The sequence below is a fragment of the Paenibacillus plantarum genome, assembly GCF_013141695.1.
Lineage (GTDB): Bacteria > Bacillota > Bacilli > Paenibacillales > NBRC-103111 > Paenibacillus_E > Paenibacillus_E plantarum.
On sequence record NZ_WHNY01000092.1, the window covers coordinates 77,093 to 98,830 of the forward strand.

The 21,738-nt window shown below is 46.9% G+C and carries 19 protein-coding genes; 5 read left to right on the forward strand and 14 right to left on the reverse strand.

Annotation, left to right across the window (positions count from 1 at the left end; translation table 11 throughout):
- Window positions 1-2: 2 nt before the first annotated feature.
- Window positions 3-1,301: an NADP-dependent isocitrate dehydrogenase gene (gene icd / locus GC096_RS36460; RefSeq protein WP_171637878.1), complete on the reverse strand. Its 1,299-nt coding sequence runs from the start codon at window positions 1,299-1,301 to the stop codon at window positions 3-5.
- 156 nt (window positions 1,302-1,457) lie between these two features.
- Window positions 1,458-2,570 (reverse strand): citrate synthase, encoded by a 1,113-nt coding sequence (gene citZ, locus GC096_RS36465; RefSeq protein WP_171637880.1) that lies wholly within the window; start codon window positions 2,568-2,570, stop codon window positions 1,458-1,460.
- A gap of 299 nt (window positions 2,571-2,869) precedes the next feature.
- On the opposite strand from citZ, the gene GC096_RS36470 reads away from it, so the two are divergent.
- Entirely contained in the window at window positions 2,870-4,411 is a 1,542-nt protein-coding gene (locus GC096_RS36470; RefSeq protein ID WP_171637882.1) for a Ppx/GppA phosphatase family protein, read from the forward strand.
- Here the strand turns inward: GC096_RS36470 and GC096_RS36475 are convergent.
- Window positions 4,377-6,509, reverse strand: coding sequence for an RNA degradosome polyphosphate kinase (locus GC096_RS36475; protein WP_171637884.1), 2,133 nt, complete (start codon window positions 6,507-6,509; stop codon window positions 4,377-4,379). The genes GC096_RS36470 and GC096_RS36475 overlap by 35 nt on opposite strands.
- A gap of 186 nt (window positions 6,510-6,695) precedes the next feature.
- Between GC096_RS36475 and ytvI the strand changes: the two genes are divergently transcribed.
- A complete protein-coding gene (gene ytvI / locus GC096_RS36480) occupies window positions 6,696-7,832 on the forward strand; it encodes a sporulation integral membrane protein YtvI (protein WP_171637886.1) in 1,137 nt (378 codons plus the stop codon).
- A gap of 32 nt (window positions 7,833-7,864) precedes the next feature.
- Here ytvI and GC096_RS36485 read toward each other — a convergent pair whose 3' ends face one another.
- The 8 genes from GC096_RS36485 to GC096_RS36520 all read right to left on the reverse strand — a co-directional run bounded on the left by GC096_RS36485 (window position 7,865) and on the right by GC096_RS36520 (window position 17,710).
- Window positions 7,865-8,260 (reverse strand): FxsA family protein, encoded by a 396-nt coding sequence (locus tag GC096_RS36485; protein ID WP_171637888.1) that lies wholly within the window; start codon window positions 8,258-8,260, stop codon window positions 7,865-7,867.
- Window positions 8,261-8,264: 4 nt separating this feature from the next.
- The gene (locus GC096_RS36490; protein WP_171637890.1) at window positions 8,265-8,708 is read right to left on the reverse strand and encodes an acyl-CoA thioesterase; all 444 of its coding nucleotides are present in this window, start codon (window positions 8,706-8,708) and stop codon (window positions 8,265-8,267) included.
- A gap of 133 nt (window positions 8,709-8,841) precedes the next feature.
- Window positions 8,842-10,596, reverse strand: a complete 1,755-nt coding sequence (pyk, locus tag GC096_RS36495) for a pyruvate kinase (protein WP_171637892.1) — start codon at window positions 10,594-10,596, stop codon at window positions 8,842-8,844.
- Window positions 10,589-11,569 (reverse strand): acetyl-CoA carboxylase carboxyltransferase subunit alpha, encoded by a 981-nt coding sequence (locus GC096_RS36500; RefSeq protein WP_171637894.1) that lies wholly within the window; start codon window positions 11,567-11,569, stop codon window positions 10,589-10,591. Before GC096_RS36500 ends, pyk begins: the two co-directional genes overlap by 8 nt.
- Window positions 11,559-12,425, reverse strand: coding sequence for an acetyl-CoA carboxylase, carboxyltransferase subunit beta (gene accD, locus GC096_RS36505; protein WP_171637896.1), 867 nt, complete (start codon window positions 12,423-12,425; stop codon window positions 11,559-11,561). The genes GC096_RS36500 and accD overlap by 11 nt, the downstream gene beginning before the upstream one ends.
- 66 nt (window positions 12,426-12,491) lie before the next feature.
- On the reverse strand, window positions 12,492-12,680 hold the full coding sequence (locus GC096_RS36510; RefSeq protein WP_028554922.1) for a hypothetical protein: 189 nt from the start codon (window positions 12,678-12,680) through the stop codon (window positions 12,492-12,494).
- Between the two features lie 263 nt (window positions 12,681-12,943).
- Window positions 12,944-13,444, reverse strand: a complete 501-nt coding sequence (locus GC096_RS36515) for a phosphatidylglycerophosphatase A family protein (protein WP_171637898.1) — start codon at window positions 13,442-13,444, stop codon at window positions 12,944-12,946.
- Between the two features lie 663 nt (window positions 13,445-14,107).
- Window positions 14,108-17,710, reverse strand: coding sequence for a DNA polymerase III subunit alpha (locus tag GC096_RS36520; protein ID WP_171637900.1), 3,603 nt, complete (start codon window positions 17,708-17,710; stop codon window positions 14,108-14,110).
- Between the two features lie 123 nt (window positions 17,711-17,833).
- Between GC096_RS36520 and GC096_RS36525 the strand changes: the two genes are divergently transcribed.
- The 3 genes from GC096_RS36525 (at window position 17,834) to GC096_RS36535 (ending at window position 19,033) form a co-directional block, all read left to right on the forward strand.
- A complete protein-coding gene (locus GC096_RS36525; RefSeq protein ID WP_056624073.1) occupies window positions 17,834-18,166 on the forward strand; it encodes a YtrH family sporulation protein in 333 nt (110 codons plus the stop codon).
- Window positions 18,163-18,654, forward strand: a complete 492-nt coding sequence (locus GC096_RS36530) for a sporulation membrane protein YtrI (protein ID WP_171637902.1) — start codon at window positions 18,163-18,165, stop codon at window positions 18,652-18,654. Before GC096_RS36525 ends, GC096_RS36530 begins: the two co-directional genes overlap by 4 nt.
- A gap of 85 nt (window positions 18,655-18,739) precedes the next feature.
- On the forward strand, window positions 18,740-19,033 hold the full coding sequence (locus GC096_RS36535; protein ID WP_171637904.1) for a YtpI family protein: 294 nt from the start codon (window positions 18,740-18,742) through the stop codon (window positions 19,031-19,033).
- Here the strand turns inward: GC096_RS36535 and GC096_RS36540 are convergent.
- The 3 genes from GC096_RS36540 to nfsA all read right to left on the reverse strand — a co-directional run bounded on the left by GC096_RS36540 (window position 19,030) and on the right by nfsA (window position 21,652).
- On the reverse strand, window positions 19,030-20,358 hold the full coding sequence (locus tag GC096_RS36540; RefSeq protein ID WP_246303247.1) for a DRTGG domain-containing protein: 1,329 nt from the start codon (window positions 20,356-20,358) through the stop codon (window positions 19,030-19,032). The two genes, GC096_RS36535 and GC096_RS36540, sit on opposite strands and share 4 nt — an antisense overlap.
- 176 nt (window positions 20,359-20,534) lie before the next feature.
- Window positions 20,535-20,837 carry a hypothetical protein gene (locus GC096_RS36545; protein WP_235550640.1) on the reverse strand — a complete coding sequence of 101 codons (303 nt, stop codon included), beginning with the start codon at window positions 20,835-20,837 and terminating at the stop codon, window positions 20,535-20,537.
- Between the two features lie 86 nt (window positions 20,838-20,923).
- Complete coding sequence (gene nfsA / locus GC096_RS36550) at window positions 20,924-21,652, reverse strand: oxygen-insensitive NADPH nitroreductase (protein WP_171637906.1); 729 nt, start codon at window positions 21,650-21,652, stop codon at window positions 20,924-20,926.
- Window positions 21,653-21,738 lie beyond the last annotated feature (86 nt).

The following is a 21,738-nucleotide window of genomic DNA, read 5'->3' on the forward strand; positions in this document are numbered from 1 at the left end:
AATTAAGCCATGTTTTTGATGATTTCGTTCGCGAACTCGGAGCACTTAATTTCTTTCGCGCCTTCCATCAAACGTGCGAAGTCATAAGTAACGGTTTTGTTGTTGATGGATGTTTCCAAGCCTTTGTAGATCAGCTCAGCAGCTTCCAACCAGCCAAGGTGCTCAAGCAACATAACGCCGGAAAGGATTACGGAACCTGGGTTAACAACGTCAAGACCAGCGTATTTAGGAGCTGTACCGTGAGTTGCTTCGAAGATTGCGTGACCAGTCAAGTAGTTGATGTTAGCTCCTGGAGCGATACCGATACCACCAACTTGTGCAGCAAGTGCATCAGACAGGTAGTCACCGTTCAAGTTCAATGTAGCGATTACGTCGAAATCAGTTGGACGAGTCAATACTTGTTGAAGCGCGATGTCAGCGATCGCATCTTTTACGATGATTTTGCCAGCAGCTTCTGCATCTTTTTGTGCTTTGTTTGCAGCTTCTGCGCCTTCTGCTTCTTTAATACGATCGTATTGTGCCCATGTGAATGTTTTATCAGCATATTCACGCTCAGCCAACTCATAACCCCAGTTTTTGAACGCGCCTTCTGTGAACTTCATGATGTTACCTTTGTGAACCAATGTTAACGTTTTGCGGCCATGTTTGATTGCGTACTCGATAGCTGCGCGAACCAAACGCTCTGTACCTTCGGAGGATACTGGTTTAACACCGATACCTGAAGTTTCAGGGAAACGGATTTTGTTAACGCCCATTTCATTTTGCAAGAAGGAGATTACTTTCTTAACTGCTTCGGAACCAGCTTCCCACTCGATACCTGCGTAGATATCTTCTGTGTTTTCACGGAAAATAACCATGTCAACTAGCTCAGGACGTTTAACTGGGGATGGAACGCCATCGAAGTAACGAACTGGACGGGAACAAACGTAAAGATCAAGCTCTTGACGAAGTGCCACGTTCAGGGAACGGATACCGCCACCGATTGGTGTAGTTAGAGGTCCTTTGATGGACACGATGTATTCGCGCATAGCTGTTAACGTATCATTTGGCAACCAGCTGTTGAATTTATTGAATGCTTTCTCACCAGCGAATACTTCGTACCAAGCGATTTTCTTCTCGCCTTTGTATGCTTTCTCAACTGCTGCATCTAGAACGCGTACGGAAGCTGCCCAGATGTCAGGACCTGTACCGTCACCCTCGATGAAAGGGATAATTGGATTATTCGGGACTTGAAGTACACCGTTTTCGATCGTGATTTTTTGTCCTTCTGTTGGTAGCTCGTAAGTTTCGAATTGTGGCATGTGAATAGTTCCTCCTCAAATTTGTATGAAAATGATTTCTTTTCTATATGCTGTGCATAGCTAGGCACACAAAAAGTGACGGGAGTTACAGTACTCCCCCAGATACCTGGGGTAGGGTACCGAACTACCCGCACCTTGAGCTTAAAGAACTAACAATTAGCGTTGGCCAATTGGGATATATTTTTGGTTAACTGGACCTGTGTACTCAGCGCGAGGACGGATCAAGCGGTTGTTCTCGTACTGCTCAAGAATATGAGCTGCCCAACCGGAAGTACGGGAGATCGCGAAGATCGGCGTGAACAAGTCACGTGGGATTTCTAGCGTCGTGTATACGGATGCCGAGTAGAAGTCAACGTTTGGTTTCAAACCTTTAAGACCTGTTACCAACTCGTCTGCTTTAATGGACATTTCGTACCATTTCAGGTTACCTGTCAATTTGCCAAGCTCATAGGACATTTTTTGCAAGTGCTTTGCACGAGGATCGCCGTTTTTGTAAACGCGGTGACCAAAGCCCATGATTTTGTCTTTGCGCTCTAATTTACCGTTAATGTAAGGAACAACGTTCTCAACAGTACCGATCTCTTCAAGCATAACCATTACCGCTTCGTTAGCACCACCGTGAAGAGGTCCTTTGAGTGTGCCGATTGCGGAAGTAATACCTGAGTAGATATCTGTCAGTGTTGCTACAGTTACACGCGCAGCGAATGTGGATGCATTCAACTCGTGGTCAGCATGAAGTACCAATGCTTTGTCCAACGCTTCGATGGCAACTTTATCCGGCTCGTTACCCGTCAGTTGGAACAAGAAGTTAGCAGCTACAGAAGAATATCCTGGGGAAGCTACTGGCTCTTTGCCTTCACGAATACGTGCGAATGCCGCGATAATAGCAGGGATTTGCGCTTGCAATTTGATCGCTTTGCGCACATTGGATTCCGAACTTGAATCATTTGCTTCGGCATCATACAGGGCAAGTGCAGAAACTGCTGTACGAAGCGCAGCCATGGAATTCACATCTTTCGGGAATGTACGAATAAGATCAATTACCGCGTCTGGTACTTGGCTGTATGCGTTCAGGTCGCTTTGCAATTTCTCAAGCTCAGCTTGAGTAGGCAATTTACCGAACCAAAGTAAGTAAATAACTTCTTCAAAAGTCGCATTTTCTGCGAGGTCATCAATATCAATCCCGCGATACGTAAGCACGCCATCTACAATGGAGCTGATCGACGAGGTTGTGGCTACAATTCCTTCTAAACCTTTGGTTGCAGACATGGGAATCTCTCCTTAGCTACTCTATTAGCATAATATTGCTGTTTTCTTCTCTTAATAATAAAGTATTTTACTTGGTAAGTGAACAAAAGAGGTCATAGAAGTAAATTATCACTACCATAGAAATTCTTTTTGGCGGAATTTTTACACCATTTTTCGTACACAGTTTCCAAACACACGATACAAGTTTTTGTTAATTTTCTCGAATTATGCAATGTGCGCGGAAAAATTTGTAGACCTTGTGCGAGATTGATACAATGTAAGGAATGAATCCGTGAATTAAGTTATAAAGGAGCGACACAATGAGCAACCTTGCAGCTAGGATTGGCATCATCGATATCGGATCCAACTCCATCCGACTTGTCATTTATGAAATAAATGCCCATGGAGCTTATCGCGTTGTAAGTGAGCATAAAGATTCCGCAAGACTTAGCGAACGCATGGGTCCTGATGGCATCTTACATAACAAAGATATTATTTCAATCGTTCCTATCTTAACCCACTATGCCAGGTTATGCCAGTCTCAATTTGTTACAACTGTTCGAGCCGTTGCTACTGCCGCAGTTCGTAACGCTGCCAACACGTCAGAAATCGTACGTATTCTCGAGGAACAAACAGGGCTCACGATTGAGGTTCTGAGCGGCTTCGAGGAGGCTCGGTATGGTTATTTAGGCGTCATTAACTCGATGGATATCCGCAATGGCATGATTATTGATATTGGTGGAGGAAGCACGGAAGTTTCTTTAGTAAAAGATCGGGAGTTAGTCCAAAGTGTCTCTTTTCCTTTCGGTGCCGTGAATACCACGCGTCAATTTATGAAGGGCGCTAATTTAACGGATCAAGAGATGGCTGATATTCGCAAAATGGTACATGAAGCCATCGCATCTCAGCCATGGATTATGCAATCCCCTAATCTTCCTATGGTTGGCCTAGGTGGGACGATCCGTACACTTGGCAAAATGAGCCGCAAGCGAAATAATTACCCGCTCCAACTGGCTCACAATTACGTCATGAAGCCAGGTGAACTTCAAGAATTTTCGATACTTTTATCCACATTAACTATTGAAAAAAGGAAAAAAATCGATGGCCTCGCCAAAGAACGAGTCGATATTATTGTGCCTGGCCTGCTTATTCTAGAGACGATCTTCGAAGCCGCGAAATCCTCATCTTGTTTCATCAGTGGATCTGGCTTACGCGACGGACTTTTCTTTGAAACTTATAATCCGAAGCAACCGGTGAAAGCTAACGTTTTGGAAGCCAGCATTCAGAATATACTGACACTCCACCCGAATGCAGCTGTCGCACATGTTCGGCATGTCGATATCTTAGCCATGCAACTGTACGATGCGCTAGCACCATCGACAGATATAGATGCACGCGGTAGGCTGTTGCTGCACACAGCTGCTCTTTTGTACCGAATTGGTGTGAGCGTCCATTACTACCAGTACTTGAAGCACACCGAATATATGATTCAAGAAGCACATATTGACGGCCTCAGTCATCGGGAGATTGTCATCGCTTCGCTCATCGCCACATTCAAAACAAAAAATCGGACCCAGCAGCAGGCACTTGTTTACAAGGACCTATTACTGGAATCCGATGTTAACTTAATCATTAAGCTTGGTGCCGTCCTTAAGCTTGCCATGGCCATGGATGCCAGCGAGACACAACCCATCCATGCGGACATCCGTATCCAACGTAATGATACTTCCATGAATCTTAATCTGCTTTGTGCGCACAACCCTTTCTTGGAACTCAAGGAGCTGAACACATTCACCAAAGATTTCGATAAAATCTGGGGCATTAAGCTTAAGATTCAATCCGAAGTCTTTTCCATGAAGTAATTCGCATTGCCTCGAACTGGCTCCGATAAGGGGTCAGTTCATTTTTTATGCGCGTATACATCCCATTGGGCATGAGCTCTCTCGCTTTGACATTATCATGGAGCGTTACGTTTAGAATTTGAATCATCATTTTCTTCATATCTCTGTCCAAAACCGGGCACATCAACTCAATTCGCCGGGTTAAATTACGCGTCATCCAATCTGCCGAAGACAGATAGACATCGACATGTCCCCCATTTTCGAAATAGTAAAGCCGCGAATGTTCCAAGAATCGGTCTACAATACTCCGCACGGTAATATTCTCACTTAGACCAGGCACACCTGGCCTCAAGCAGCAGACGCCTCGAATGATGAGTTCGATCTTCACGCCAGCTTGTGACGCCGCGTATAACGCATCCACCATTTCTTGATTCGATAGGGAGTTCATTTTCGCAATAATCCGAGCTGGACGACCAGCTCTAGCATGCGCCGATTCACGTGCGATGAGCTCAAACAACTTATCTTTCAAGTCCGTTGGCGCGACAGCAAAGGATTGCCAATCATGAGGGGCAGAATAGCCCGTGATTTCGTTGAATAGCGCTGAAGCATCTTCTCCAATCACACTGTTGGACGTGAACAAGCCTACATCCGTATAGAGCCGAGCCGTACTGTCATTGTAGTTACCTGTTCCGACATGAACATAACGACGAAGCGTATGCTCTTCCTGACGAACGACAAGTGTGATTTTGGCATGCGTTTTGAGTCCGACTAGCCCGTAAACGACGTGGCAGCCCGATTTCTCCAGCATTCTCGCCCAAGCGATATTCCGTTCTTCATCGAACCTTGCTTTCAGTTCGACAACTACCGTCACTTGTTTACCGGATTCAGCCGCTCTAGCCAATGCCTGAATAATCGGCGATTTACCACTCGCCCTGTATAAGGTCATCTTGATGGCCAATACGTGTGGATCATAAGCGGCATGGACGATAAAGTCCGTCACCGCATCAAATGTCTCGTACGGATGATGAACGAGGACATCTTTCATTTTGAGAATGCTGAAAAAGTCAGTTTCATCCTCAAACTCAACCGGGTATTTGGCCACCACGCGCGGATAACGCAGATTTTCAAAACCATTCAACGTACTTGCGAGCTTCATAAAATAAGTAATATCTAAAGGACCGTCGATTTCAAAAATTTGCTCTTCAATCTCAAACTCATCCTGCAATTGGGCAAGCGCGTAGGGATGAATCCCCTCTTGTACCTCTAACCTCACAGGAGAGCCCCAGCGTCTGCGTCTAAGCTCCTTTTCGATCTCTTCCAGCAAATCCTCCGCGCCTTCTTCGTTAAGCGTTAGATCCGCATTTCTCGTGACACGGAAGCCATGTACAGAAATCGGTGTATACCCGCTGAATAGCGATTGAATGTGATGCTCAATCAGTTCCTCAAGCAGAATAAATTCTGTCTTTTTACTATTGGAACGGGTTGGAACAGGTATGCAGCGTGCTAAGTTACTAGGAATTTGGACGATTGCGAAATAAGGCTCCTCATCCAAGTCTTCACCTTCGCGTACAAGTAAAACGGCCAAATATAAAGACTGATTATGTACAAGTGGAAAAGGACGGCTCTGATCGACTGCCATCGGCGTCAATACAGGGAATATAATGTCATGATAGTAGGCATCCATAGCTTTTTTCTGAGACGTGTTTAGATCCTCATACTCGGTAAATACAATGCCTTCCTTCATCAAAAGCCGCGTCACTTCTCGGTATGTCTTGTACTGCTCTGTTACCATTTTCGCCGTGCGCTTCATAATGCGTTTGATGAGTCCTGCCGGTGTGTAGCCGGTGAAATCCTTTTTGGTATAGCCAGCCTTAATCTGATCCTTGAGTCCTGCGACACGAACACTCATGAATTCATCGAGGTTGCTCGATACGATCGACAGAAATTTCACACGCTCTAGTAGTGGTGTACTCGCATCCTGCGCTTCCTCAAGCACACGCCAATTGAACTCGATCCAGCTCAAATCACGATTTAAGTACTTGGTTGAAATCTCTTTGACTTCTTTGACTTCTTTGAGTTCTTTAACATCCTTCAGTTCTGGTTCGCGCGCAATACTCATAAATCCTCCAGTATTTTTCCATTTTTAGTGATCTAATATCTTCATTGTACTATGCGTATTAGGGAGGCGACAATCCAATTCCCCGTATTTCAATATATTAAGATTTTGTAAAGATCATGATATTTCCGTATTTATCCACGTTCATGTTACAATATAAATGACTTGAAACAAGGAGTGATTCCTACCATGGGTATCCTAAATCCGCGACTGGTTCACCAAATTTTCAGAGGCATATGGGTGGCCATAATTCTCTTCTTACTAGCTATTGCCTTTTACTATATCATTCCACTCATTTACCCTTTTATTTTTGGTTGGATTATCGCACTTATGCTTAATCCGCTTGTTAATTTCTTTCAATTCAAATTAAAACTGCCACGGTGGCTGTCTGTCACGTTATCCATGCTCCTCTTCTTAGGTGCGATGGTTACGATTATCACCTTGCTTGTTGCTAATATTGTCGTGGAACTAGGCTCCCTTGCGGATACGATTCAACTTCAGATCAATCGGTGGGTCGAGGAATTTAATGTATTCATTAATTCAGTCACTTTCCAGCAATGGATCGAACGCGTGAATGAGTTTTTTGAAAATAATCCCAAATATCAGGAGACTGTTAACACGAATCTCTCCTCCACAGCTGGTTCTATTGCCGACATTAGTAAATTGGTCATCACTTATACGTTTGCAGCACTCAAAGCTTTCCTGACTTCTCTGCCTAATATCGCAACGATCACGATCATCGTCATGTTGGCCACTTTTTTCATCAGTAAAGACTGGTACGGGCTCATCAAACGCTATAAGGGAATCTTTTCTGACGTGATTGTTAAAACGACCAAATTGATCCGCACGGATTTACAGAAAGCCTTGTTCGGCTATTTAAGAGCTCAGCTGATACTCGTTTCGCTCACTGCACTCGTCGTGATCATCGGCTTGCTAATACTCCGAGTTGATTATGCGATCACCATCGGCTTATTAACTGGTTTAGCGGACCTGATGCCGTATCTGGGAACAGGCGCAGTGATGGTGCCATGGATCCTCTATGTTTTCTTCGCTCAAGGGAATATCATGCTGGGTATTGGGCTCAGTGTCCTGTATGGCGTTATTGTGATCGCGCGGCAAATTATGGAGCCCAAGGTTTTAGCCTCCTCAGTCGGCCTAGATCCACTTGCTACACTTATTGCGATGTTCGTGGGGTTAAAACTATTTGGGCTGTTGGGACTCATCGTTGGACCTGTCTCCCTTATCCTAATAACCGCTTTCTATCGGGCAAGAATCTTCCACGATATTGCAGCATACATACACAAAGGCTCGGCACCTCCTGAATAGGAGGATGACCGAGCCTTTCGTTTACTCTTAGCTTATCTGCGATTGATGATGTGCATGTTGCCTTTGCCGATTTGCTTACGTATGATCGCCAGCAGGAATACTTTAAAAATCGGTCTTGTGTAAGGAAAGACGAGCAGGAAACCTAGAATATCCGTAATGAATCCCGGTGTAATGAGCAAAATCCCTCCAAGGAAAATACAAATCCCATCGAGGATTTGCTGCGCTGGCAGCTGCCCCTGAGACCACTCGAACTTCGCATACTCCATCACCTTGCGTCCCTCTCGCTTCGCAAAGTAAGCACCTAAGAAACCGCTCGCTATGATTAACAGGAAGGTCATCCAACCTCCGACTAGATGTCCAAGCATGATCAACATGGTAATTTCTACAGCTGGTACAAGAATAAGAATAGCGATAATCCAACGAAACATAGGTTTAGCCTCCGTCCTCAGTATACTTCGCAATAAGCAGCCACAATTCTGGCGCTTCCTTCTCTATACGTACGGGCCTCCAAGAAGGATTCACCCAAACATGACCAGTTGTTCCAGTCACCAGCAATTCTTCGGTGAGATCGTCGTTTATTCTTCGAATTTCATATGCGAATTGCAGCCGCACGCTGCTTGATTGTGACACGCTTGTATAGATACCCACGAGATCATCGTATCGTGCTGGTTTCTTGAACTTGAGATCCGCTTCTGTAACGGGAAGTAAGAGTCCCATTTCTTCTATTTTACGATAGGGATAGCCTAGGGATCGTATAAGCTCTGTACGGCCGATTTCGAACCAAGTCAAATAATTGGCATGGTACACAACCCCCATCTGATCCGTCTCCTGATAACGCACACGCAGCTGTTGTTGATGCCACCGTTCCTGAGTCATGCTGATCCTCCCGATAACTATTGGTATCCTCATTATATCATAGGTTGGTCGCAGCTATAAATTTGGCGCTACAGACGCCAAAAAAGAGTGAAGCAAGATCGTACTCTTGCTTCACTCTTCCTTATCGCTTCGCTTACAGAACGCTCGCTTGACCTGAGTAGATAACACCTACTTCTGGGTAAATGGAAACTTCTGTACCGTCTTTAATTAGTTCTACTGCATTTTCCACACCTACGATGACTGGAATTCCAAGGCTAAGTGCAACGACTGCCGCGTGAGACGTGATGCCGCCCACTTCGGTAATCAAGGCAGATGCTCTTTGAACAGCCGGCATGTACTCTTTATCTGTTGAAACTGTTACAAGCACAGCTCCGTCTACCATCTTCGCGTTAGCTTCTTCCGGTGTACGCGCCGTTACAACAGTACCTGTCGCCGTTTGCATTCCGATGCCTGTTCCTTTGGCAATCATCTCACCAACGTGATGAACCTTGATTAGGTTCGTTGTTCCAGAGCGGCCTACTGGCACGCCTGCTGTAATTACAACGATATCGCCAAGGGAAACGATACCTGTTTTGATGGAGCTCTCTACCGCTAGGTTGAATAGCTCATCCGTTGTTTTCGCTTCTACGCCCATCACAGGGATTACACCCCAAACTAGGGATAAACGACGAATCACTTGCTCACTTGGTGTAACTGCGATAATCGGGGACTTCGGACGGTATTTGGATACCATACGCGCTGTATAGCCACTTTCTGTTGCCGTTAGAATCGCTTTCGCGCCTAACTCCAAAGCAGAGTTCGCTACCGCTTGTGAGATCGCCTCTGTTACGGTTACTTGTTGCGCTTGCGCTTGACGAAGGAAAATTTCTTTATATTCCAAAGCCGCTTCTGCACGCTCAGCAATACGAGCCATCGTTTCAACGGATTCAACTGGATATTTCCCAGCTGCTGTCTCACCAGATAACATTACTGCATCTGTTCCGTCGAATACCGCATTCGCTACGTCACTTGCTTCCGCACGTGTAGGACGCGGGTTACGTTGCATGGAATCTAGCATCATTGTAGCGGTAATAACCGGTTTACCAACGATGTTACATTTTTTGATCATTTGCTTTTGAACAACGGGCACATCCTCAGCAGGAATCTCAACACCAAGATCTCCACGAGCAACCATCAAACCGTCAGAAACTTCAAGAATTTCGTCAAGGTTGTCAACGCCTTCTTGGTTTTCGATTTTGGAGATGATTTGGATATGCGAAGCGTTGTGACGCTCCAGCAATTCACGGATTTCCATGACATCACTTGCTTTACGCACGAAAGAAGCTGCGATGAAATCTACACCTTGTTCGATACCAAACACAATATCATTCGCATCTTTTTCTGTGATACCGGGAAGGCTGATTTTCACGCCTGGTACGTTAACACCTTTTTTACTTTTGATCGTTCCGCCATTGACGATACGGCATTCGATCTCTGTTCCACGAATTTCAACAACCGTAAGACCGATCAAACCATCATCGATCAGAATCGTTGATCCGACTTTAACATCACGCGGCAGATCCGAATACGTAACTGAGATACGGTCTGTATCCCCTAGAATTTCTTCGGTTGTCAAAATAATATGCTTGTCCTGAACAAGCTCAATTGGCTCTTCTTTTAGCTTACCTGTACGGATTTCCGGTCCTTTGGTATCCAGCAAAATAGCAGCTATTTTACCAGTCTCGGCGGATGCAGCGCGAAGGTTGCGTATACGGGCACCGTGCTCTTCAAAATCTCCATGGGAGAAGTTAAGACGAGCAACGTTCATGCCCGCTTCTAGAAGCTTTTTGAGATTCTCTTGTGATTCGCTTGCTGGTCCAATCGTACAGACAATTTTCGTTTTACGCATGGTTACTGTTACCCTCCTGAGTGAATGTGAACCGACCGATATCTCTAAATTTCCGGTAACGGTCCTCGAGCAGCTCCTGTTCGTTCAAACTTAGCAGTTGCTGAAGCTGTTCCCAGATCGCTGATTTAATATGTTCGGCTTGTGTTGTTAAATCCCGGTGAGCGCCGCCCTTTGGCTCCGGTATGATCCCATCGATGACACCGAGTTCAAGGATGTGATCAGCCGTAATTTTCATAGCTTCTGCCGCGTGTAATGCTTTAGAAGCATCTTTATAAAGAATCGAAGCCGCGCCTTCGGGACTAATAACCGAATAGATCGCGTTCTCCAACATTAACACCTTATTGCCTAAACCTAATGCAAGAGCGCCGCCACTGCCGCCCTCTCCGATAACGATACAGATGATCGGCACACGAAAAGAGGCCATTTCCAGTAGATTTCTGGCAATCGCTTCTCCTTGACCGCGTTCTTCCGCAGCATTCCCAGGGAACGCCCCTTTGGTATCAATAAATGTCACAATAGGACGCTTAAATTTGTTAGCTTGACGCATCAAACGGAGCGCTTTACGGAATCCTTCCGGGTGCGGACATCCGAAATTACGTGCGATATTATCCTTCGTATCTTTCCCTTTTTGGTGACCAACAACCGTCACGGCTACCCCGTTTAGTTTTGCCAGTCCACCAACGATGGCTAGATCATCCCCATATAAGCGGTCACCATGAAACTCGATGAAATCCGTAAAAATCGTATTAATATAATCGATCGTCGTCGGTCTTTGCGGATGACGTGCTAATTGCATTTTCTCCGCAGACGTCATCGTTGTATACAATTCATCTTCTAATTGCGCATATCTTTCTTCCAAACGACGAATTTCCTCTGAAAAGTCGATTTGCTTCTCTGCCCCAAATTTACGCAGCTCTGCAATTTTGCTTTTTAGTTCCGCCAGTGGCTGTTCAAACGGCATTTCACCCGCCATAAGTCGCCTCCTCCTTCGTTCCGTGCATGTCGAGCAGCTTAATTAACGTCGGTCTCATATCCTTGCGGCAGACGACCTTGTCGAGCTGACCGTGCTCGAGATTGAATTCAGATGTTTGGAAATTATCTGGAAGCTTCTGCTTAATCGTTTGCTCGATAACACGACGGCCCGTAAAACCAAACGAAGCAGCCGGCTCTGCAATAATAATATCGCCAAGCATCGCAAAGCTCGCCGAAACCCCGCCGAACGTCGGATCTGTAATAATAGATATGAATAATCCGCCATCCTCACTGAGTCTGGACAATGCTGCACTCGTTTTGGCCATTTGCATAAGGCTAAGAATACTTTCTTGCATACGTGCGCCACCAGATGTGGAATAAATGAGAATCGGAAGCTTTTTCTCAATCGCAATTTCGACGGCTCTCGTCATTTTCTCACCGACAACGGAACCTAGCGAGCCTCCCATAAAATCGAAGCTCATCGCAGCAACGATAACCGGATATCCGCCAATTGTTCCTTGACCCGTCATAATCGCATCTTGAAGTTTCGTTGCGTTCTTGGCTTTGTCCAATTTCTCGACATAATCAGGAAACTGCAAGGGATCTTCGGAGATCATATCCGCATCAAATTCTACAAATTGACCTTCATCGAGCGTAAGTTGGATTCGTTCGGATGCACTTAAACGATAATGATAACCGCAAGACGTACACACTTTTAGATTCTTTTCAAGCTCTTTGCTTGTTTGAATCGTGCCACACTTCGGACATTTATTCATTAAACCCTCAGGAATATCCCTTTTCGTTCTCTCGGAAGGAATCGTTGCATATTTTCGCTTTTGAAATAAATCCTTTAGCACATTTCCACCTCTACTTGGCTATGATCTATATTCTCTGACAAGCCACGTTTCTTAGTTCTACTTTAACTATCTATGTAAAATAGAATTGAGCACTTCTTGTACTTCTTCCAGCTCCCCTTCGGGAACAACAATTTCAAACTGATTTTTGGATAAAGAGATGCCTCGTACCTGAACTAGAAAACCTTCTTCCGTCAGTCTCTGTTTAATCCGCTCTGCAATTTTCGCAGTAGGAGCTATATAGATCACCGTCCACATGAATAAACCTCCTATGACGTGCAACTACAACAACTAAGGCAACTAAGCAATGACGATAATAACATCCTTTATACGCATAGGAACACACAATGCAATAATGATAGCATAATTCCACTTTTGCCCGCAACAGAGCACATCATGGAAACGAAAATAAACGACTACACAGTCCGCTTCGGACGTGAGCGTTTATCTAGAAATATATCAGATTTATCGCGAGAAACCTATCATTTCTAAATGTAAAATAAAGCCTGAACTAGTATGGCTTAGTCCAGACGGTGTTTAGAGCTATAATCGGGCGCATGCTCATTTTGGTGCGCGATTCTGGCTGAGGCTGCTGCCGCTAATCCACAAACTAAATCATCTAGAAACACATGTACAGCGCTGCGATCATCATTCAAAGCGCGAATAATCCCTATTTTTTCCTTATCCAAATAGCCAAAGCTGGTTAAACCAATCATTCCATAAACATGAACAATTCCAAGAGCTAACGTCTCGTCTACCCCATAGAGAGGTTCATCGACTTCAAGAATCGATTGCAGCGGCTCTGGGAGCATTTTCTTCTCGGCTAATTCATCCAGTGCAATCCCTGTATAGAGGGTGTATTGCACTTCACGCTTGGAAAGTACTGCCATAACACTGTCTACACATTCTTGGGTCGTGAGTTGATCATTATACGGCTTCTGCAGCTTGTATACAATTTCTGAGACTTGATCCACGGACACGCCGCGTTTCTGGAGTAGCTGGATCATGTGTTGTTCGGTCATAAATCCTCCTCCTAGCAATGGAATGCTAATATGAATAAGAAAAGCCGGGTTCCTATTCATATGCGGAGGAAGTCATGTTTACCACTCGCTTGCGCACAAGAATTGTGCGCTAGGGCAGTTCCCCCGTCGGACGGCTCTCGCTTGCGCACAACAATTGTGTGCTAGGGCAGTGCCTACGACGGACGGCTCTCGCTTGCGCACAAGAATTGTGCGCTAGGGCAGTGCCTACGACGGATTGCACTCGCTTGCGCACAAGAATTGTGCGCTAGGGCAGTGCCTACAACGGATTGTGCTCGCTTGCGCACAACAATTGTGCGCTAGGGCAGTTCCCACGACGGATTGCGCTCACTTGCGCACAAGAATTGTGCGCTAGGGCAGTTCCCCCGTCGGACGGCTCTCGCTTGCGCACAACAATTGTGTGCTAGGGCAGTTCCCCCGTCGGACGGCTCTCGTTTGCGCACAACAATTGTGCGCTAGGGCATTGCCCCCGTCGGACGGCTCTCGCTTGCGCACAAGAATTGTGCGCTAGGGCAGTTCCCCCGTCGGACGGCTCTCGCTTGCGCACAACAATTGTGCGCTAGGGCAGTTTCCCCGCCAGCGAAATCGGAGATTGAATATTTTCATATTTTTCAAAGTGGTTGAATGGCCTGGATTGAGATTTTCTCATTTCACTCGAACGGAATCTTTGCCCATAATCGTCTCGATCATGCGCGTAAGATCCTTGTTCGGATCGACCCGATACTGGTCGCTCAAGGCCAAGAGCTTGTTGCTGCTTTCATAGAAAAGCGCAACCGCAAGCTGGCCCTTATGCAGCTTCAGCAGCGCCTTCAGCTGCAGAAGCTTATCCGGCTGCTCGCAGTCAGCCGTGATCTTGACGAACACGCGCTGCGGCTTCGCCTCAGCCTCAGCGCGGGGCTCTGGGCGGCCCGCTGCCGGGGCCGCCTGCGGTGCAGGAGCGGCGCTGCGCGCGCCGCTCTGCGGGGCAGCCGGGCGCGGTGCACGATCCCTGACGTCGTCAGGGGATCGTCTGCCCGCAGGCTGCCGGCGAAGCCGCTGGACGGCCTCCGGGTCGTCCAGCGCGGCAAGCTGCTCCGCGAGCAGCTTGGGCGGGTCCTCGTCCTGAAGCTGCAGCTTCGCACGGACGAGGACGAGTCTGCCCTTCTGCACGAGCGGAGCCGACTTCTTCCAGGTCTCGGGGAACAAGACCACCTCGACCTTATCAATGCGATCCTCCAGCTCCATGAACGCCATCGGGTCACCTTTTTTGGTGACGATCGTCTTGTTCGAGAGGATCATCCCGGCAACCAGAACATCGCTGTTATCTGGAAGCTCTGCTAACTGATGCAGCATCACAGCATCCAGCTCTGCCAGCTGTTCCGCATAGGCATCCAGCGGATGACCAGAGATGTACATGCCGAGCAGCTCTTTCTCGAGCTCAAGCTGCTTGGATTGCGGCATTGGAGGGATATTCGGCACTTCCACCTCCCAGTTCGGTTCCTCAACGAATCCGAACAGGTGAAGCTGCAGATCGTCCCGTTCCTTGCGCCATTTCGTAGCGGAAGCGATGGTTTCATCGAGAATCGCGAGATGCTGGGCGCGGTGACCGCCAAGCGAATCGAAGGCGCCCCCTTGGATGAGGGATTCAACGACTCTTTTATTAACTACGCGAAGGTCCACCCGTCGACAGAAATCGAGCAAGCTCTCAAACGGAGCTTTCTTTCTCTCGCTAAGAATGGCGTCGATCGCTTGTGTTCCGACATTTTTGATAGCGGCCAAACCAAAACGGATAGCTCCAGCTTTCGAATCGGGCGTAAACACTGTTCCGCTGCCATTCACATCCGGCGGCAGAACAGCGAGCTTCACACGTCGACACTCATCTACGTACTCAGCAACTTTACGATGATTCCCCATGACTGCTGTTAGCATGGATGCCATGAAGTAGATCGGATAATGTGCTTTAAGATAAGCCGTTTGGAAGGCAAGAACCCCATAGGCTGTAGCATGCGCGCGCGGAAAGCCGTAATCGGCAAAACGCACGATCATATCATATACATGGTTCGCTTCATCCGCGTTAAAGCCTTGACGTAAACTTCCCGACACGAAATGTGTACGCTCTTCATCGAGGACTTCCCGCTTCTTTTTGGAAACAGCTCTACGCAGTAGATCCGCTTCTCCTAAGCTGAAGCCCGCCATGGACGAGGCAATTTGCATAATTTGCTCTTGATAAACGATGATGCCGTAAGTGTCACGTAGAATGGGCTCAAGCGTTGGATGCGGATAAACAACCTCTACTTGTCCGTGCTTACCGGCAATATATTTGGGAATAAACTCCATCGGACCTGGACGATATAAGGCTAAGACGGAAATAATATCTTCAAATTCAGATGGCTTCAAGTCCTTGAGGACCTTGCGACAGCCGGTTGATTCCAATTGGAAAACGCCGGTTGTTTCCCCTTTGCTGAGCATCTCATAGGTGATATCATCCGAATCCATATTCAGGAGATCGAAGTTAATCTGAACCTCTTCCATTTGGGAAAGCCAATCGACCGTTCGTTCAATAATGGAAAGTGTCCGCAGACCCAGGAAATCCATCTTAAGGAGACCGATCGCCTCCAAATGCTCCATCGTATATTGCGTGAGTGCCGTCTGTGTCGTGCCTTCTTGTAAAGGCACGTAATGCGTCAGTGGCTCTCGCGAAATGACGACACCAGCAGCATGCGTTGAAGCATGGCGCGGCATCCCCTCAACGCGCATAGCCATCTCTAGCAGTTCTGCGGTCTTCGGTTGTCTGGCTACCATCCCTTTCAAATCTGAGCTAACCTGAAGTGCTTCCTTCAAAGTCATCCCAAGCTGATTCGGAATTGCTTTCGCTGCCCGATCCACATCCCCGTAAGGCACATTGAGAACACGCCCTACATCTCGTACTGCGGCCTTCGCCGCCATCGTTCCGAAGGTAATAATTTGGGCAACGTGTTCATGACCATATTTGGCAACGACATAATCAATGACTTCATCCCGTCGTTCATCGCTAAAATCGATATCGATATCGGGCATGGATATCCGTTCTGGGTTCAAGAACCGTTCAAACAGCAGCTTATATTGCAACGGATCTACATTCGTTATGCGAAGCACATAAGCAACTAAGCTTCCTGCCGAGGATCCCCGTCCTGGCCCTGTCATGATCCGTTTCTCATGCGCGAATCGAATAAAGTCCCATACGATTAAGAAGTAATCGGAGAAGCCCATGTTTGCGATGACACCAAGCTCATAAGAGAGTCGCTCTTCGGCCTGTTTCCTCATCGGATGGCCTGCATCATGCCACTCTGGCTTGCTGCCGTAACGCTGTTCCAGCCCTTGTCTGCACAGCTCCTGCAAATAAGCACCTGCGGTTAAATGCTCCGGAATCGGACGGAAGCTTGGCAAAATCGACTTACCGAACGTCAGTTCTAAGTCACAGCGCGAGGCAACCACAGCTGTATTCGCAAGCGCTTCAGGCACATGGACGAATAAGCGTCGCATTTCCTCCTCGCTTTTCAAATACATCTGACTCGTTCCCATCTTGAGCCGATCCGTGTCCTCTACCGTTTTGCCAGTGCCTATACAAATAAGAATATCCTGCATTACATGATCTGGCTCTGTTACATAATGCACATCATTCGTTGCAATTAACGGAATCCCGGTTTCTTTGCTCAATTCAATCATGGAAACCATTACTTTTTTCTGCTCAATCATGCCGTGATCTTGAATCTCCAGAAAGAAATCATCACCGAATATGTCGCGGTAACGCTCTGCTGCTTTACGAGCTTCGTCGTATCGGTTATGCAGCAAATGCTGAGAAACCTCACTCCCTAAGCAGGAACTAAGGCAAATGAGCCCTTCCGAATGCTGGGATAAATGCTCTAAATCAATACGTGGTTTATAGTGAAAGCCCTGTAGATGTGCAATCGACGTGAGCTTCATTAGGTTTTGATAGCCTTTGAAATTTTTGGCAAGCAAAATAAGGTGATAAATCGGCTGTTCCTGCCGCGATCCTTTTTCACGAATGGAACTCGAAGTGAAGTAAACCTCACAGCCAATAATTGGTTTGATGCCCCGCTGTTTGCAAGCTTTGTAGAATGCAATCGCCCCGTACATGACGCCATGATCTGTCAGCGCCAAAGATGTCATGCCCAGATTGGCCGCTTGTGTAACAAGCTCCTCCATCCGTGCCGCACCATCTAATAAGCTATATTCACTATGCACATGCAGATGTACAAACGAACTCATCCGCTGGTTCCCCCCTTCTTATTGATTTATTTCCATGCATTTTATCATATTGGAGCTAGCCAGTCCCATACAGTAGTAGTGAGAGTATGTCCTCCAACTCAGTAGAAAGGAAGCGATTGGCACATGGCTGGCTTTTGGGCAAGTATTATCATGTATTTCTGCATTGCGTTTGGAGTCGTATTCGGAGGCAGTATGTTAAGCGGTATCGCAGCCGTATTAACCTTGCAATCTCCAACTGAGAAAATGCTGACCATTTCGGAAAATATTAAGATTTGGGCGATGGTCGCTGCGGTTGGCGGTACTATTGATCCAATTCGTTATATTGAAAGTCACGTGGCCATCGGCCATCTCAATCCGGCAATCAAGCAGATTGTCTATATCGTCGTTGCTTTTACAGGGGCACAATTCGGAACGGCACTTATTCAAATGATCTGCAAAGGTGGGCATCAGCCTTGAGAATCCCTCCTTTTGCAAGATACCAACGACTGCTGGCAAGCCTTGGACTGCTGCTGTCGGGAGCGATCATTGGGAGCGCCGTATACATGAGTATTCATCAACACACATACAACGAGTTATATGTGCAATTGCATAAAGCTCTACAGGAAAATGACGACCTCGAAGATGATATCGCTAGCTTGAATAAGACCAAAAATAATCAAACGTTAGTCAATGTCATTAATGTTCATCTGCTGCCAAAAAATCAAGATGATTTGATCAGCGAGGATATTCAAAAGGAAATCGAAGGCGATGTGAAAGCTGAGCTCAAGCTCGTCATTGGCCAAAAGGCAACCTTCGTCCGGGATTCACAGCCCCTCTACGAGCGCCTTATCACACAAAGAACGTATTTCCTGCATGATAAAAAATATGTCGTCGAGGTCAAATCCATCATTCTCATTCAAACGGAGTTAACCCTTTGGATTACAGCGCAAGAGAAAAAAACATAACGTGAAAAGACTGCTCATCTTGCAATCCCCTCTTAAAATCGCTAAAGTTAATTGTAAATTCAAATAAAAGGGACGGATTGTCGTTATGCACGCCATACAATTGACGTTATTCATTCTTATTTGCCTCTTACTTGGGCTTACCTTGTTCTACAGCATTCGCTCACGTCGCGAACCGGATGCTGCCAAACGAGGCTTGTATACAGCACGCATGAACATTTGCATGGGCTTGATGCTCGTACTCATTGCGATTACGCAGATCTTCTTCTTCAGCGAATCCAGCTTCCGCCGCATTTTCGGCACCGTGCTCGTATTGATCGGCGTGTTCAATGTTTTCGTCGGTATCCGCAATCACGGTCATTTTGATCGTCTGCTCCGCTAGATTACTTGCGCGGTTAGCATCGCCTTGGAAACCAGAGCTCCTGCATGATAAATCTCTACATCGATCTTGCCAAATTTACGGCTCACCTCAATGATGGTGGGTCGTATTTCTATTTTGGAATCAATCTGAAGCGGCTTCAGAAAGTAGGTCGACATATTATCCATGACGAGATCCCCCTTCTTATGCTCCTGCACAATGCGGTAAGCCGCCTGCGTCATAAGCGTCGTAAGAACCCCTTCCGAAACCGTCCCTAAATGATTCGTCATCTGCGGTGTAATTACACCATGAAATTGCAGTTTGCCCTTCTCATCTCTGACCTCTTCCATCCCGGACCAGATCAAATCTTCAAACGTTTCGCCGTTCTGCGGCTGCTTCTGAATCGATTGCATGGCTTTCAAGATATCGCTGCGGTTCAGCACGCCGACGATTTTGCGATTCGTATCCACAACTGGCAAGAGCTCAATGCCTTCCCACACCATCATATGAGCGGCCGATGCGACCGACGTCTGAGGTGAAACGGTTAATGGATTGCGTGTCATTAATTTATCAACGGATTGCTGGATGCTCGCGCCAACCATATCTTTGGACGTGACAACACCGATAATCCGATTCCACTCATCGACAACAGGAAAGCGGCTGTAGCCCGTATCCTCGGACATGCGCTGCCAATCTTTCAATGTACTGTTCGCCTTCAAGGCGAAGAGCGCTGCACCAGAGGCGAGAATATCTTCCACGAGCATGATTTTCTTCTTGATCAAACGATCGTAGATGGCCCGGTTAATCATGGATGCGACGGTAAAAGTATCATAGCTGCTTGAAATAATCGGCAGTTCCAGCTCATCCGCCAGAACTTTGACCTCAGGGCTCGTGTTAAATCCACCTGTAATGAGAACGCCCGCGCCTTGATCAAGCGCACATAAGTGAGCTTTATTCCGGTTACCTACAATAAGTAAGCTGCCTGCCTCGATGTAGCGCAACATGGCATCTTGCTCCATAGCGCCGATCACGAACTTATGCAGCGTCTTATGCAGCCCCTTCGCTCCGCCAAGCACCTGGCCATCCACCATATTCACAACCTCGGCAAAAGTCAGCTTATCAATGTTCTGACGAAGCTTCTTCTCGACACGAACGGTTCCGATCCGCTCTTTCGTTGAAACGAGTCCTTGATTCTCGGCCTCTTTAATTGCGCGGTAGGCTGTGCCTTCGCTGACCTCCATATTTTTGGCGATTTTACGTACGGAAATCCGACTTCCTAGCTTCAAGTCCTCAATGTGCCGTAAAATCTGCTCATGCTTCGTTAATGTATCGACGGAATGTGTATCCAACTGTTACACCTCATTATTAGATCCTGTATTAGTCTGTACTACTAGTATAATCGTTCTAATGGGTAAGAACAATGAGGGTTTGAAAGATAGAAAAGCATCCAACCCTATTGGATTGGATGCTTCATATTCATTATACCAAACATATGTTCGAAGTCAAAGTTTAGCTCATTCTTCGCTTACTTGCGGAATTGAAGAAGCTTCCGTCTGCCTTGTACAAGCTGTTCCATTTGCCATTTCTTCATCCGGTTGATGCGGAGTTGTTGCTTCCGTTTCTCTTCATCTACACCAAGGATTTGATGCAAATGTGCGGCGATGATAAGTAAGGCCATCACAAGCCAGATGACGCTAAAAATCATCGGCAATGAGCCCACTTCACGAAAATTCAATTGGGGAATGGAATAAAATAACATGCCGACTGCCAAACTCATGTACACGACATTTTTGAAACCTTTCAACCGAATCACACGCCTTTCGTTCATATTAACCTCGAACCTAGCTCTACCTACTTCCATTGTATGAGACAAGTCGTCGAGATATGAATGTGTGGGGCGCAGTACGGCCAAGTTTATTCGACTTCGTAGCCTTGGCTGCTCAGAAAGGCTTTCATATGCTTCCTTGGACGCTGCGCTTTCGCAGCCATTTCCTTGGACCAGGTCGTATCGACTTTGCCGCCGGTACGCACGTTCATGTAGTCGCGGAGCGTCTCGTCGTAGGCCTCGACCGCGGCTTGGTTCTGCGTGTACCGATTCTCGTGGTACACGGCTTCAAGCGGGAGCCGCGGACGGAGCAGCGGCTCTTGATCCGGCATGCCGATGCACATGCCGAAGATCGGGTACACGAGCTGGGGCAAGCCCAGCAGCTCGGATACTTCCGCGGGCTTATTGCGCAGCCCGCCGATGTAGCAGACGCCGAGGCCGAGCGACTCGGCGGCGATCGCTGCATTTTGCGCAGCTAATGCAGCCTCGACCGTGGCAATGATGAGATTCTCAGCATTGCCGGTGACCGGCGTGTCCACGTGTTGGTGGACCGCCTCCGCGTAGCGGTGTAGGTCTGCGCACCACACGAGGAACAGCGGGCACTCGCTGACGTAAGCTTGATTGCCGGCTAGCTCGGCTAGCTGGCTCTTCAGATCAGCATCAGTCACATGGATGATGCTGTAAGCTTGCATATTACTCGAGGTGGAGGCAGCTTGAGCTGCCTGAATAATCGCCTCGCGTTGCTCGCTGCTAATAGGCTCATTCGTAAATTTACGAATAGAGCGATGATTTTTTAGTAGATCAATGATTGCATTCATGCATGAGTCCACTCCTCTATCTCTTTTTTCTCAGTATCCTTGAAAATGGCGTGATTTTCAAATACTAATCCGATTTGAAATGAGAG